This is a genomic window from Pseudomonas sp. G(2018), from assembly GCF_005502415.1.
In the GTDB taxonomy this organism is placed as follows: Bacteria; Pseudomonadota; Gammaproteobacteria; order Pseudomonadales; family Pseudomonadaceae; genus Aquipseudomonas.
This window is the reverse complement of sequence record NZ_SCOO01000017.1, coordinates 40,544-54,241: the sequence shown is the minus strand read 5'-3', so window position 1 is coordinate 54,241 and position 13,698 is coordinate 40,544. Positions and strand designations below refer to the sequence as shown.

Genomic DNA, 13,698 nt, shown 5'->3' with positions numbered 1-13,698 from the left:
CACATCAAAAACAGCACGGTACGGATAAGACGCTGTCATCCTGATTGTCTACGCCAAGTGCCAGGCGATGTGCCGAACTGCCGCTTGAATGCACGACTGAACGCGGCTTCGGATTCGTAGCCCACCGCAAAGCCGATTTGCGCCACATTGCCGCGACCTTCGCGCAGGTGTTGAGCCGCCACGTGCATACGCCAGAGCGTCAGGTATTGCATCGGTGGCTGCCCGACCAATGCCGTGAAACGCTCCGCGAACACCGAGCGCGACATGCCCACTTCAAGCGCCAGGGCTTCCGCCGTCCAGCCCTCGGTTGGACGAGCATGGAGCAGTGCCAAGGCGCGCCCGATATGCGGATCGCGCAAACCCGCCAGCCACCCGCGCCGTTCAGCGGGGAGGCTCGCGACATACTGGATGACGGCTTCGACGAACAGCAATTCGGATAGCTTGGCGATGATCGTTGCCGAGCCGACGCGTCCCGCTGCGATCTCACTGACGGCGAAACGGAATGAGCTTTCAATCCAGGCGCCCGAAGCCGTCGCGCGCACGTTCAGTTTCAATAAGGATGGCAGCGACGAAAGCAACGGACTGAAAGGTGTTTCTGAGCCGAGGAATCCGCACAACAGCTGCGTCGCCTCGCCGCCCCCGCCATATTTGATTCGTGAAATGCCGCCGACTTCTGGCGGCTGAATGACTTCACGCGCCGACATGGGCGCAATGCTCAGGTCGCTGCCAAAGGAATGAACGTCATTGTGAGGCAGCAGAATGAGTTCGCCTGCCCCCACGTCCAGGGTAGCGCCACCGTCGATTCGTAATTGCATGTGCCCCGCCGCGACAAAATGCGAGGCAATGACATGTCGAGGCGCCGCCAGGAACGGTTTGCAATCGTCCGCAGAAAGTCTTCCGTTGATGCACCAGGGCGCCGTGAATTCCGCCTCGAGAAAGACCCCTCCAGACAGCCGGATCACACGCAAGACATCAGAAAGCGCATCCAACATTGGCCAGCCCTCCTTTCCGGAGTCCGGAGCATGTAATCAGGCGGCCAGGTCATTCGCCGCCTGAACGGCGAGGCCTAGATTAGCACCAACGCGGACTCAGTGATCGAGACGATCCCCGGATGCTTCACCCAGAGTCATTGGCTCCGACGTCAACCGTAATACCTCATCCCAACTCGACCAGGGAAGCAGGAGATCGACATGAACACCGTCGTCAACATACCCGGCTCAGATTCGGGCAACGCCGCCCGTTATGCTCAACTTGTCAGATCATCGAAGAAAGCCGAATGGCAGATCGATCGCGATTTGCTACAGGACCGCAGCTTCGATTTCTCGCGCAAATTCCTGCCCGACGGACTATCGCGGATCGACCGCCTGACTTTTCTCACCGCGGACGAAGCGCGCTTGCTCAGCCAGATCCAGGGCCGAACCTATGCGTACATCTTTGGCCTGGTCGAGCGTTTTATCAGTGCCAAAATGCTCGATCAGGGTCGGGCCCATGTGTTTGACGATCAGCTCGCACTTGAAGCGCTGGTGCGCTTTTCCAACGACGAGATCAAGCATCAGGAGCTGTTTCGGCGCATGGAGACGATGATGGCTGCGCAGTTGCCAGCGGGATACCGTCAAGTTGCCGATCCAAACGATGTGGCGCGCGCGGTGCTGGCGGCCAGTACCTGGTCGGTGCTGGCGCTGACCTGTCATATCGAGCTGTTTGTCCAGACGCACTACTCGCAAAGCATCGCCCCGCGCGAGGAGTTGTGCCCACTCTTCAAGGATGTCTTCAAGTTTCACTGGAAGGATGAAAGTCGGCACGTCGTCATCGATGAACTGGAGTGGAAGACGGAGTACGCGAAACTCTCGCCCGCCGAGCGCGACCAGGCCGTGAATGATCTGATTGCGCTGGTGGCCGCTGTCGACACAATCCTGCAGGCCCAGGCGGCATCCGATGCCGACTACTTCATGCGCAATGTTTCACCACCATTCGAGGTCGATGAGGCAGCGCAAATCAGAGCCTCCGTGCTGGGCGCCTACCGCTGGCAATACATTATTTCAGGCGTGCAGCATCCACACTTTGGCCGGCTGCTTGCGGGCATGACAACACCCGCACAGATGTCGAGGATTCAGACCGCACTGGCCCCCATCATGAATTGATCGAGGAAGGCAGCCATGACGATACCGATGTGGATGTTGCTTGGATTTGCGACCTGGACTTTGCTGTTGTTGGTGGCAACTGTCGGGGTGTATCGCTGGGTCAGAATCCTGTTCTCGAATGTTCCGATTGGCTCTTTCCGAAGCGATCAGCCCGAAGGCGAGGATTGGTATCGACGCGGAACAAGAGCGCACGCGAACTGCGTGGAAAACCTGCCAGTCTTCGGCGCCATCGTGTTTGTGATTTCAGCCCTTGGTATCGACAGCCCGGCAGTGAACTTTTTATCCGTAATCGTCCTGATCGCTCGCGTGTGCCAGTCCCTGGTCCACGTATCCCATGTGCAAACCGACAGGTTCGTGGCGGTTCGGTTTGCCTTCTATTGCGTTCAACTGGTCTGTTTTTTCGCGCTCATGGGGATAGCCGCCTTTTATGGTGCGTGAACACATCATCCGGTGACATGGGACAAGCACACTATTATCTTGGACGGCAGTCATTGCAGCCGCTTCACCTGGGAGAACAGCCCCATGAAGATCGTGATAACCAGTGTAATGGTCGACGACCAGGCCAGGGCGAGTACGCCCGGCTCTGTGCCGCCGGGGTCCGCTTTACCCAACCGCCGACAGCCATGGGACCGGTGACCACCGCCGTGTTCGACGACACTTGCGGCAACCTGATCCAGATCGTCCAAAAGCATTGACCTGTGGCGATTGGCAGGGTCTCTTCGTAAAGAATCAGACTACGGAGACACGTCTTCCTGGCCAACCGCCGCAAGCTGCGCAAACGCAAGGTAATAACCATTGCAATCACGCACCCCAAACTCCCGCGATCCATACGGCATGTCCTGCAGCGGCCATGTAATGTCAGCCTTGCCCTTCACAAAGTCGTAGTAGCGATCCACTTGCTTGATCGCACAGTAAATCGTGCCCGAACACGCAACGGGACTGTTCCACAGGTCCTGCTCAGTGAAAGTAATCCGGCAATCCTCTCGCGTCACCGTGAGTGTCGACTGCGCCGACTCGATTACCGTGAAGCCCAAAATATCGTGATAGTACTGGCGCGTGCCGTCCAGATCGTTGCAACGCAGCAAAAGTGTTAAAGGCATGCTGACCTCAAGCAGTGAGTGCACGAAAGCGAAATCAATACGGGTCAATCATAGCCAGCTTTCAATCACTCACACCGGCGAAATCGTCGCCAGCACGCCAATCAAAATAGTCACCACCAGAAAGCCACCCAGAAAAATCGCCATCTTGCCCATGAGCCCCCCTACACGTTGAGTTTGCGGTGCACCGCTGCAAAAGCAGCTGAACTGGCCGTTATTGTGCGGGGCAAACTGAGTGCATTACAGAGGCAGAAAGCGTTGAAAAATAAGGATCAGATGAGATCCGGCCATAAAAAACCCGCTGAGAGTTAACGGCTCAGCGGGCGTGTTGTTTTGCATCCCATCACAACACCTAACAAGACGCTAGATCCGGCAAGTGAATTCCACGAACAGAGTCTGTTTTACTACCTTCGCTAAATAGGTTGATTTACCTCGGCGGCCAGTCCGGGTGGGGTCCATAAACCATAACCGGACGCTGCCCCGTGCCAGAGGGTTTAGTCGCCTGTGCTGGATCCAGTGCAGCTTGAACAACCCCTGCCGCCGCACCGATTGTCCCCAAAAAAAATCTGGCATTTTGTACAAGCAGGCTTTTCTCGGCAGAAACGTGAATGCGTAAATCTTTGACTCTTTCCAAGTTCACCAGCGTCAATCTGCCCAATTTGAAAATACCCAGTTCGTTATTTTCATTGATCGATTGCACGCTTCCACTCATGAATTGATTGTCATAAGTAAGCAGTTCGACTTGATCTCCATCGCTGAGAGAGATTGAAGCTAAACAGTCCGTAGAAATTTCCATTTCAAGCACCCGCGCGAAGTATATGGGATTTGAGTGTGCGGCGAGACGAGCGGAACGGCCTACTGTAATAAATGACAGTCGTTAAGATTTTTTCGAATTAAATTCGGCAACTTTAATAAGTTGATTACGCATCGAATCAACCGCTCTGCGCATTGTAAATCCCACTGACCGATAAAGGTTCAGCGGGATTTTTATTACGGATCGGACTGATGAAGTGACATTGGCTACGCTTGCGGATCGACGTGATCCAGCACCCGATTCACCGACAACTCCGCGAGAGAAATCATCTGCTGAATCGCCAAGGCCAGATTGCACTTTGGGCCTTCGAGGATAAACGCCAACTCACTGGCCATGACACTGGCCGAGGCAAGGGTTTCACAGACGTGAACCAGGAGGGCTTCGTTATTGACGTCAGGAGCGATGGTGAAGATGGGGTTGGGACGGCGTTCGGCCATGGCTGGCTTTAGCGGTGGGGTCAGTGAATCGGTATCAGTGCTGTCGTCCGCGTCCGGGGGATTCGGAGTTACCTTGAACATAATGAAGCTCCTATGAAAGTGAGCCTCTCCCCATCCGCTACCACGCTAAATAGGGAGACGACTGTACACGGGGTGGTAGACCGGTCATAGGAACCCGGCAGGCCGAAGCCTCCCATGCACAGCCGCCACAAAGCAGCCAGCATAAAAAACGCCCTGAGGCGTTCTGGGTCCTATGACAACACCGGGCTACCACACCCGATCGCTGAATTGGCAGCGACGGCGGGAAGGTTAACGAGAGGGCCCGCCAAGCGCAAGCCTGGATGGTGCGCGTTATCGTTGACGTCCATCGCGAGCAGGCTCGCTCCCACAAAGATTGAGAACATTCTGAAAGGGATTGGTCGGCTGTCAGATCCTCGGAATCGACCAGTGCCAGTTAAAAACTGTTACCTATGTGCTTGAACTGTTTTGTTACCTATGTGGGTGAGTCATACCCCGAGCCTTTTTTGCTTACTTTTTTTGGCGTTTGAAAAAAAGTGAGTCGCCGTAAGGGCGAAACCGCCAGTGGCCATTACCGCAGGAATGGATATGTACTCCATCAAAAACGATGTCGCCTGACACAAAGCCTTCGCGAGCAGGCTCGCTCCCACAATGGATTAGGTATATCCGTAAAATCAGGTCGGCTATGAGGCCGCCATCGCTGGCAAGCCAGCTCCCACCGTTACCGGTGAGTTCATGAAAAACCAAATATCCCACCAACGAAAAAGCCCGCTGACCATCACCGGTTCAACGGGCTTTCTTTTCTGCGGTTCAGTCAGTCCCGCCGCAATGGCGGGACAACCGGATTACAGCGCCATATCAGTCGCTGCATTCTCTTTCACAGGCTTGGCTTTTTCCACGTCAACAGCCGGAGCCACCTGACCAATCACCGGCGGCGCAGGCAGTTCCAGGACCTTGGAGGTATAGGCCCACTCTTCTGCCACTTTCACCGGATCGCTGTTCAGCTGGGTGCCATAGCTCGGCACGATCTGGTGCAGTTTTTCCTGCCAGGCAGGAGTCGCGACCTTGTCTTTGAACACCTTCTGGATCACGGTCAGCATGATCGGTGCCGCGGTCGATGCGCCTGGCGATGCGCCCAGCAGACCGGCAATCGAACCGTCCGCAGCAGCGACGATTTCGGTGCCGAGCTTCAACACGCCACCGGCGGCTTCGTCACGCTTGATGATCTGCACGCGTTGGCCCGCTTGCCACAGGCGCCAGTCTTCGGCCTTGGCGTTCGGGAAGTATTCCTTCAGGGCATTGAGGCGGTCTTCGTCAGACAGCATCAGTTGACCGGCAAGGTACTCGACCAACGGGTATTCCTTGATGCCGACCTTGGTCATCGGCCACACGTTGTGCGTGGTGGTGGTGGTCAGCAGGTCCAGGTACGAACCTTCTTTCAGGAACTTGGTGCTGAAGGTCGCGAATGGGCCAAACAGGATCACGCGCTTGCCGTCCAGCACGCGGGTGTCCAGGTGTGGAACCGACATCGGCGGGGCACCAACCGAGGCTTTGCCGTAGGCCTTGGCCAGGTGTTGCTCGGCAATGCTTGGGTTTTCGGTCACGAGGAACGAACCACCCACCGGGAAGCCTGCGTATTCCCGGGCTTCAGGAATGCCGGACTTCTGCAGCAGGTGCAGGGCACCGCCGCCGGCGCCGATGAACACGAACTTGGCATCGGTTTCGGTTTTGCTGCCGTCTTTCAGGTTTTTGTAGCTGACGCGCCAGCTGCCGTCTTCGTTCCTGATGATGTCCTGCACTTCGCTGGACAGTTTCAAGTCGAATTTCGGCGTGGTTTGCAGGTGAGCCACGAACTGGCGGGTGATTTCGCCGAAGTTCATGTCGGTGCCGAGCGGGCTCCAGGTGGCCGCGATTTTCTGGTTCGGGTCACGCCCTTCCATCATCAGCGGGACCCACTTCTTGATCACAGCCGGGTCTTCGGAGTACTGCATGCCGGCGAACAGCGGGCTCGCTTGCAGGGCTTCGTAGCGCTTTTTCAGGAATTTGATGTTGTCATCGCCCCACACAAAGCTCATGTGCGGTGTGGCGTTGATGAACGAACGCGGGTTCTTCAGCACGCCCTGGCGAACCTGCCAGGCCCAGAACTGACGGGAGATCTGGAAGGCTTCGTTGATTTCAACGGCCTTCGGGATCGAAACCTTGCCGTTTTCGTCTTCCGGGGTGTAGTTCAGCTCGGCCAGCGCGGAGTGGCCGGTACCGGCGTTGTTCCAGCCGTTGGAGCTTTCCAGGGCGACGCCGTCGAGGCGCTCGATCATCTGCATCGAAGTGCCGGGTTCCAGCTCATTGAGCCACACACCCAGGGTCGCGCTCATGATGCCGCCGCCAATCAGCAGCACATCGACTTTTTTGGCTTCTTCCGCCTGGGCTGTCGTGATCCCCAACGACAACGCCAACCCCAGCAGGGCTGTGTTCACTTTCTTAAACATCTGTAGCACCTATGATAAAACGCCATCCGCCCTGCCATCCCCGTACCAGGCCCCTTGATGACGACAGACAGGCTGGCTGTCGCGGGGCTCGCACATAAGGATCGCAGGGTGGGCACACAAGGCCGACTGACTGCATCGACCCCAAGTTATATGTCCCTACTGAACTGACTTTTTATCTTTTTTGGCTTCAGCTACTTGAGCGACAGTGATTCCGTCGGCGCATCTGGAGGACACGCAAACTGAATAGGTCAAACCAAGTTGGGGCGAAGAATATCACGACATGGCAAACCCGCGCGTCTGTTCACGACCGGATAGTCCGGGCAGCCACGCCTGGCCTTCTATACTGATCGGGGCTTTCTCTAGATGAGCGTGTGAGGAACAGCCATGAGCGATAGGAGAAAAAGCCATGAGCGATAAAGACGATCTGCGCAAGTATTCCTCAGAAGTGGTCGATGGCGTCGAAGCCGCACCGGCCCGGTCCATGCTGCGTGCCGTGGGCTTTACCGACGACGACTTCACCAAGCCGCAGATCGGCATTGCCTCGACCTGGGCGATGGTCACGCCGTGCAACATGCACATCGATAAGCTGGCGATCGAAGCCGAAAAAGGTGCGAATGCCGCCGGTGCCAAGGGGGTGATCTTCAACACCATCACCATTTCCGACGGCATCGCCAACGGCACCGAAGGCATGAAGTATTCGCTGGTGTCGCGGGAAGTGATCGCCGATTCCATCGAGACGGTGGCCGGTTGCGAAGGCTTCGACGGGCTGGTGACCGTGGGCGGTTGTGACAAGAACATGCCCGGCTGCCTGATCGGCATGGCGCGGCTCAATCGGCCGTCGATCTTCGTTTATGGCGGCACCATCCGCCCGGGGGCCGGTCACACCGACATCATTTCCGTGTTCGAAGCCGTGGGCCAGCATGCGCGCGGCGACATCAGCGAGATCCAGGTCAAGCAGATCGAGGAAGTGGCGATTCCCGGCCCCGGTTCCTGCGGTGGCATGTACACCGCCAACACCATGGCTTCGGCCATCGAGGCCCTGGGCATGAGCCTGCCCGGCTCCAGTTCCCAGGATGCCGTGGGCAGCGACAAGGCTTCGGACAGTTTCCGCGCCGGGCAGCAGGTCATGGAACTGCTCAAGCTCGATCTCAAACCCCGGGACATTATGACCCGCAAGGCCTTCGAAAACGCGATCCGCGTGGTGATCGCCCTCGCCGGCTCCACCAATGCCGTGTTGCACCTGTTGGCCATGGCCCACGCGGTGGGCGTCGAACTGACCCTGGATGACTTCGTCGAACTGGGCAAGGTGTCGCCGGTGGTCGCCGACCTTCGCCCCAGCGGCAAATACATGATGAGCGAACTGGTGGCTATCGGCGGCATCCAGCCCTTGATGAAACGCATGCTGGGCGCCGGGATGCTGCATGGCGACGTCATGACCGTCACCGGCAAAACCCTCGCGGAGAACCTGGAAAACGTGCCCGACTACCCCGCCGGCCAGGACGTGATCCTGCCCTTCGACCAGCCGATCAAGAAGGACTCGCACCTGGTGATCCTGCGCGGCAACCTCTCGCCCACCGGCGCGGTGGCCAAGATCACCGGCAAGGAGGGTTTGCGCTTTGAAGGCACGGCGCGGGTCTATCACGGTGAGGAAGGTGCGCTGGCCGGCATTCTCAACGGCGAAGTGAAAGCGGGCGATGTGATCGTGATTCGCTACGAAGGACCCAAGGGCGGGCCGGGCATGCGCGAAATGCTTTCACCCACCTCGGCGGTGATGGGCAAGGGCCTGGGCAAAGACGTGGCGCTGATTACCGATGGACGTTTTTCCGGCGGCTCCCATGGTTTCGTGGTGGGGCATATCACGCCGGAAGCCTTTGAAGGCGGGCCGATTGCGTTGATCGAAGATGGCGACAGGATCACCATTGATGCCGAAACCCGGCAGATTACGGTGGATGTGTCGGATGCTGAATTGGCCAGGCGCAAAACCCGTTGGGTGCGGCCGGAATCGAAGTACAAGCGCGGGGTTTTGGCCAAGTATGCCAAGACGGTGTCCAGTGCTTCGGAGGGGGCTGTGACGGATAAGTATCTTTAGCCCTTGGTCCAGCGTTGACTGAGCTATCGCCCGCGCGAGCAGGCTCGCTCCCACAATGGAGGGTGCGCAAAGCCCCATGTGGGAGAGAGACTGCTCGCGAAGAGGCCCTGAATGACAGCACAAAATGACAGGGTGTATCAGAGGCGGAATCGATCCACCGACTGCGACAACTTACCCGCCAACAACGACAACTCATCCGTCGTCGAAGCCGTCTGCCCGATCACCTTGCTGTTGCCTTCGGACATCCTGGCAATCATTTCCACCTGATGGGCGATTTCATTGCTGGCCAGGCTCTGTTCGCCGATGGTCCGGCTGATGTCATTGACCAGTCAGCGCAGTGAGCACGCCAGTGTCGATCAGCAACAGTAAACACAGTTTTATGGACACTCTGTGGTTCCTCTTTTCGCACGTTTGTCGTTTGGGTGGCTTCATCCTCTGAAGAAGGCCCATTGCTGAAGAGGTTATCGACTGGCCCGAGCGGTAATTGACAGCCGGAGCCCGGGTTTTGCGGTTTTGTCGACATGCGGTAGGTCACCGTCCTCTACCAATCGCTGCCCCCATCTTCCATTTAAGAAGAAACCTGCTAGGTTGTACGACAACCTACAACAATAAGGAAGCATCCATGAAAAAAGTCAACGTGCTGATCGGTTTTCTCTGCCTGTTCAGCGGCTACGTGGCAGCGGCAGCCTCGCCAAGCGACAAAGACGTCGCGCAAGCTGTCGACCACCTGACCGACGCCATGCTGCACAAGGACATCGCGCAACTTCGGGCGCTGACTGCCGAGAACCTGACCTACGGGCATTCCAGTGGCAAGATCCAGGACAAACAGGCGTTCATCGCCGACATCGAAACCGGAAAAAGCGCGTTCAAGACCCTTGAAATGCAGAATCAGACCATCACCGTTTCCGGTGATGTCGCGCTGGTTCGCCACCACTTCTCGGCTCAGGCCCTCAAAGGTACCGAAGTGGTTCCGACGGAAATCGAAAACTTTCAGATCTGGCAGAAGCAGCACGGGAAATGGCTATTGGTAGGACGACAGGCGTTTAAATTCTGATGTCGGCGTAACGCAAAAAAGGGCGGATGCGGCGTTAACGCGCCGATCCATCCCCTTTTGCGCTCCACTCGATTAAAAGCGGCTTTCAGTGCCCGCGAATGTAGTGTTCGAACTGTCGAATCAAGTCGGCCTGTTCGACGATGGCTTCCTTGACCAGATCGCCAATCGACAGCAAACCGATCAGCTCGCCGTTCTCCACCACTGGCAAGTGCCGCAGGTGGCTGTCCGTCATGACCGCCATGCAATGTTCGATGCTCTGCTGGCTGTCCGCGGTGATCACCGGCGAACTCATGATCGCCCTGACCGGCGTGCCTACCGATGAACGCCCCAGCAACACCACCTTGCGTGCATAGTCGCGCTCGCTGATCACGCCAACTACCTGGCCCTCTTCAATCACCGGCAGGGCCCCGACATTCTTTTCGGCCATTTTCTTCACGGCCTCAAGCACCATGGCATCCGGTGCGATGCTGTGCACCTGCTGGTTCTGAACGATCTTGAGTTTGAGCAACTGCGCAGCTGTTTTCATATCGGTCTCCTGCGGTATCGGCGTACAAGGCCAACCTTGAAGTCAAACCACCCCCACTTCCACCCTCCCCTCGTTCAACCGCACCGGCCAGACCCGCAGACGCTGTTGCGGGTATTCCAGGCAAGTGCCGTCTTCCAGGCGGAAATGCTGTTTGTAGATGGGCGATGCCACCACCAGGTCGCCCTTGATGCTGCCGACGAGGCCGCGGCCGATGACATTGGCCCCCGATTGCGGGTCGTGGTTGTCGATGGCGTAGAGTTTTTTGCCCTCGATGCCCGGCAGATAAAACAGCGCCACTTGCGCGCCGTCCAGCCACACCACTACACCAGAGTCGTTCACCAGGTCCTGCTGGCTGCACACCGATTGCCAGTGGGCAGACGAGCCGGTTTCAAGGCGTTGGGTATTGGACTGAGTCATCAGGCGCTCTCCTCGGTGACAGGGATCAGGTTGAGTTCGGCGGCCATGATCGGGCGCCGTTGACCGCGTTCCTGGACAAAGTGAATGTCCGGGTCCGGGCGTTTATCGTTGACGAAGGTGCGGAAGCGCTTGAGTTTTTCCGGATCCTTGAGGGCGTTGGCCCACTCGCATTCGTAACGGTTGACCACCAGCTGCATCTGCGACTCGAGCTCGGCACCCAGGCCCAGGCTGTCGTGGATGATCACGTCCTTGAGGTAGTCAAGGCCACCCTCCAGGCTTTCGCGCCACACCGAAGTGCGCTGCAGTTTGTCGGCGGTGCGGATGTAGAACATCAGGAAGCGGTCGATGTAGCGGATCAGCGTCGCGTCATCCAGATCGGTGGCGAACAGTTCGGCATGACGCGGGCGCATGCCGCCGTTACCGGCGATGTAGAGGTTCCAGCCTTTTTCGGTGGCGATTACGCCGACGTCCTTGCTTTGCGCCTCGGCGCATTCACGGGTGCAACCGGACACCGCGAATTTGAGCTTGTGCGGCGAGCGCAGGCCCTTGTAGCGGTCTTCGATGGTCAGCGCCATTTGCACGCTGTCCTGCACGCCGTAGCGGCACCAGGTGCTGCCGACGCAGGATTTCACCGTACGGGTCGATTTGCCGTAGGCGTGCCCGGTCTCGAAGCCCGCTTCAATCAACTCGCCCCAGATGTCCGGTAATTGATGCAACTGGGCGCCGAACAGGTCAATCCGCTGGCCGCCGGTGATTTTGGTATAGAGGTCGTATTTCTTCGCCACCACACCGATGGCGATCAGCTTGTCGGCAGTGATCTCGCCACCGGGAATGCGCGGCACGACTGAGTAAGTGCCGTTTTTCTGCATGTTGGCCATGAAGGTGTCGTTGGTGTCCTGCAACGGCACCAGCGACGGGTCCATGATCGGCTGGTTCCAGCACGACGCCAGGATCGAACCCACCGCTGGCTTGCACACATCGCAACCGGTGTGGCCACGGCCATGTTTGGCCAGCAACTCTTCGAAGGTGATCACCCCTTCTACCCGCACCAGCGCATACAACTCCTGACGGGTGTAGGCGAAATGCTCGCACAGGCTCTTGTCGACACTGACGCCACGGGCGATCAACTCGTGTTCGAAGACTTGCTTGAGCAGGCCGGCGCAACCGCCGCAACCGGTGCACGCCTTGGTCTGCGACTTGAGCAAGCCCAGATCGGTGCAGCCGCCGTCAATGGCCGAGCAGATGGCGCCCTTGGTGACGTTGTGACAGGAACAGACGGTGGCCGTTTCCGGCAAGGCGCCAGGGCCGAGGGTCGGCGCGCCTTCGGACGATGGCAGGATCAAAGCAGCCGGTTCGGATGGCAAGGCAATCGCGTTCTGCATGTATTGCAGCAGCGTGTCGTAATAGCTGTTGTCGCCGATCAGCACCGCACCGAGTACCTGCTTGCCGCTGGCGTCCACCACCAGACGGCGATAGCTGGCGGTCGTCTCGTCGATGAACTGATAACTGCGCGCGCCCGGCGTATTGGCGTGAGCATCGCCGATGGAGCCGACATCGACACCCAGCAGTTTGAGCTTGGTCGACATGTCGGCGCCCTGGAACGGCTCGGCAAGGTCCTCACACAGCCGCGCCGCAACGCTGCGCGCCATCTGGTAGCCGGGGGCGACCAGGCCGAACAGGCTGCCGTTCCATGAAGCGCACTCACCGATGGCGTAGATGTTCGGGTCGCAGCTCAGGCAGGTGTCGTCAATCACCACCCCACCACGCGGGCCGATCTCCAGCGCACACTGGCGGGCCAGCGCATCCTGGGCACGGATACCGGCGGAGAACACCACCAGGTCGGTTTCCAGAAATTCATCGTTGGCAAAATTCATGCGATAGCGATAGTCCTCGCCCGCACTGATCGATTGCGTGGCGCGGGACAGATGCACCCCGACGCCCAGCCGTTCGATCTGCGCCTTGAGCGCCAAACCACCCAGATCGTCCAGTTGCACCGGCATCAGGCGTGGCGCGAATTCCACTACATGAGCTTCCAGGCCCAGGCTCTTCAAGGCATTGGCCGCTTCCAGACCGAGCAAGCCACCGCCGACCACCACACCACGGCGGGCATTGGCTGCCGCGGCACGGATGGCGTCGAGGTCTTCCAGGGTGCGATACACCAGACGCGAATGGCCTTCGGCGCCGTCAATCGGCGGCACGAACGGATAAGAGCCGGTGGCCAGGACCAGTTTGTCGTATGGCACGCAACCCTGGGCCGTGATCACCTGACGCCTTGCACGGTCGATTTCCAGCACCGGTACACCCAGGTGCAACGTGACGCCGGGCGTCTCGTACAGCGAGGCGTCACTCAGCGCCAGCGACTCGGCATCGCGACCGGTAAAATATTCGGACAGATGCACACGGTCGTAAGCACGCATCGGCTCTTCGCTGAAGACGTGCAAGCGATAGCGCCCCAGAGCGCCGCGCTCGATCAACTGCTCGACACAATGATGCCCGACCATGCCATTGCCGATCACGACCAGCGTTTGCAGTTTGTTCAAAGTGGCTACATTGGAATTCATAAACGACACCTGCCCAAGCCCATCACGGTTCAAAAAGCAAAAAAAAACGCCTGAAACC

At 58.2% G+C, this 13,698-nt stretch carries 12 protein-coding genes and 2 pseudogenes; 5 read left to right on the top strand and 9 right to left on the bottom strand.

Translation table 11 applies throughout. The features are described from left to right. Positions 1-35: 35 nt before the first annotated feature. Positions 36-992, bottom strand: coding sequence for an AraC family transcriptional regulator (locus FFS64_RS17440; protein WP_137806418.1), 957 nt, complete (start codon positions 990-992; stop codon positions 36-38). Between the two features lie 198 nt (positions 993-1,190). Here FFS64_RS17440 and FFS64_RS17435 point away from each other — a divergent pair, with 198 nt between their 5' ends. From FFS64_RS17435 to FFS64_RS17425, 3 genes and pseudogenes are all read left to right on the top strand, one after another. After that, entirely contained in the window at positions 1,191-2,141 is a 951-nt protein-coding gene (locus FFS64_RS17435) for a diiron oxygenase (protein WP_137806417.1), read from the top strand. Between the two features lie 15 nt (positions 2,142-2,156). Beyond that, positions 2,157-2,579: an MAPEG family protein gene (locus FFS64_RS17430; RefSeq protein WP_137806416.1), complete on the top strand. Its 423-nt coding sequence runs from the start codon at positions 2,157-2,159 to the stop codon at positions 2,577-2,579. A 110-nt stretch (positions 2,580-2,689) separates the two neighbouring features. After that, positions 2,690-2,836, top strand: a pseudogene (locus tag FFS64_RS17425) (VOC family protein); the annotation flags it as partial. 39 nt (positions 2,837-2,875) lie between these two features. Here FFS64_RS17425 and FFS64_RS17420 read toward each other — a convergent pair. From FFS64_RS17420 to mqo, 4 genes are all read right to left on the bottom strand, one after another. After that, positions 2,876-3,289 carry a glyoxalase/bleomycin resistance/extradiol dioxygenase family protein gene (locus FFS64_RS17420; RefSeq protein WP_256660475.1) on the bottom strand — a complete coding sequence of 138 codons (414 nt, stop codon included), beginning with the start codon at positions 3,287-3,289 and terminating at the stop codon, positions 2,876-2,878. Positions 3,290-3,665: 376 nt separating this feature from the next. After that, entirely contained in the window at positions 3,666-4,034 is a 369-nt protein-coding gene (locus FFS64_RS17410; RefSeq protein WP_137806415.1) for a hypothetical protein, read from the bottom strand. Positions 4,035-4,258: 224 nt separating this feature from the next. Next, a complete protein-coding gene (locus tag FFS64_RS17405; RefSeq protein WP_171017100.1) occupies positions 4,259-4,570 on the bottom strand; it encodes a DUF6124 family protein in 312 nt (103 codons plus the stop codon). A gap of 782 nt (positions 4,571-5,352) precedes the next feature. Then, entirely contained in the window at positions 5,353-6,993 is a 1,641-nt protein-coding gene (mqo, locus tag FFS64_RS17400; RefSeq protein WP_137806414.1) for a malate dehydrogenase (quinone), read from the bottom strand. Between the two features lie 406 nt (positions 6,994-7,399). On the opposite strand from mqo, the gene ilvD reads away from it, so the two are divergent. After that, on the top strand, positions 7,400-9,082 hold the full coding sequence (gene ilvD / locus FFS64_RS17395) for a dihydroxy-acid dehydratase (RefSeq protein WP_137806413.1): 1,683 nt from the start codon (positions 7,400-7,402) through the stop codon (positions 9,080-9,082). Positions 9,083-9,219: 137 nt separating this feature from the next. Here ilvD and FFS64_RS17390 read toward each other — a convergent pair. Next, positions 9,220-9,411: pseudogene (locus FFS64_RS17390) on the bottom strand (methyl-accepting chemotaxis protein); the annotation flags it as partial. Positions 9,412-9,704: 293 nt separating this feature from the next. On the opposite strand from FFS64_RS17390, the gene FFS64_RS17385 reads away from it, so the two are divergent. After that, a complete protein-coding gene (locus FFS64_RS17385) occupies positions 9,705-10,136 on the top strand; it encodes a nuclear transport factor 2 family protein (protein ID WP_137806412.1) in 432 nt (143 codons plus the stop codon). A gap of 85 nt (positions 10,137-10,221) precedes the next feature. Here FFS64_RS17385 and FFS64_RS17380 read toward each other — a convergent pair whose 3' ends face one another. The 3 genes from FFS64_RS17380 to nirB are packed head-to-tail and all read right to left on the bottom strand — an operon-like array spanning position 10,222 to position 13,640. Beyond that, complete coding sequence (locus tag FFS64_RS17380) at positions 10,222-10,662, bottom strand: CBS domain-containing protein (protein WP_137806411.1); 441 nt, start codon at positions 10,660-10,662, stop codon at positions 10,222-10,224. A 42-nt stretch (positions 10,663-10,704) separates the two neighbouring features. Then, a complete protein-coding gene (gene nirD / locus FFS64_RS17375) occupies positions 10,705-11,079 on the bottom strand; it encodes a nitrite reductase small subunit NirD (protein WP_137806410.1) in 375 nt (124 codons plus the stop codon). Then, positions 11,079-13,640 (bottom strand): nitrite reductase large subunit NirB, encoded by a 2,562-nt coding sequence (nirB, locus tag FFS64_RS17370; protein ID WP_137806409.1) that lies wholly within the window; start codon positions 13,638-13,640, stop codon positions 11,079-11,081. Before nirB ends, nirD begins: the two co-directional genes overlap by 1 nt. Between the last annotated feature and the right edge of the window lie 58 nt (positions 13,641-13,698).

Coding starts and splice junctions, on each gene's coding strand:
- FFS64_RS17410 (WP_137806415.1), bottom strand. CDS start 4,034: ATGGAAATTTCTACGGACTGTTTAGCTTCAATCTCTCTCAGCGATGGA.
- FFS64_RS17435 (WP_137806417.1), top strand. CDS start 1,191: ATGAACACCGTCGTCAACATACCCGGCTCAGATTCGGGCAACGCCGCC.
- nirB (WP_137806409.1), bottom strand. CDS start 13,640: ATGAATTCCAATGTAGCCACTTTGAACAAACTGCAAACGCTGGTCGTG.
- FFS64_RS17440 (WP_137806418.1), bottom strand. CDS start 992: ATGTTGGATGCGCTTTCTGATGTCTTGCGTGTGATCCGGCTGTCTGGA.
- nirD (WP_137806410.1), bottom strand. CDS start 11,079: ATGACTCAGTCCAATACCCAACGCCTTGAAACCGGCTCGTCTGCCCAC.
- ilvD (WP_137806413.1), top strand. CDS start 7,400: ATGAGCGATAAAGACGATCTGCGCAAGTATTCCTCAGAAGTGGTCGAT.
- mqo (WP_137806414.1), bottom strand. CDS start 6,993: ATGTTTAAGAAAGTGAACACAGCCCTGCTGGGGTTGGCGTTGTCGTTG.
- FFS64_RS17385 (WP_137806412.1), top strand. CDS start 9,705: ATGAAAAAAGTCAACGTGCTGATCGGTTTTCTCTGCCTGTTCAGCGGC.
- FFS64_RS17405 (WP_171017100.1), bottom strand. CDS start 4,570: ATGTTCAAGGTAACTCCGAATCCCCCGGACGCGGACGACAGCACTGAT.
- FFS64_RS17430 (WP_137806416.1), top strand. CDS start 2,157: ATGACGATACCGATGTGGATGTTGCTTGGATTTGCGACCTGGACTTTG.
- FFS64_RS17380 (WP_137806411.1), bottom strand. CDS start 10,662: ATGAAAACAGCTGCGCAGTTGCTCAAACTCAAGATCGTTCAGAACCAG.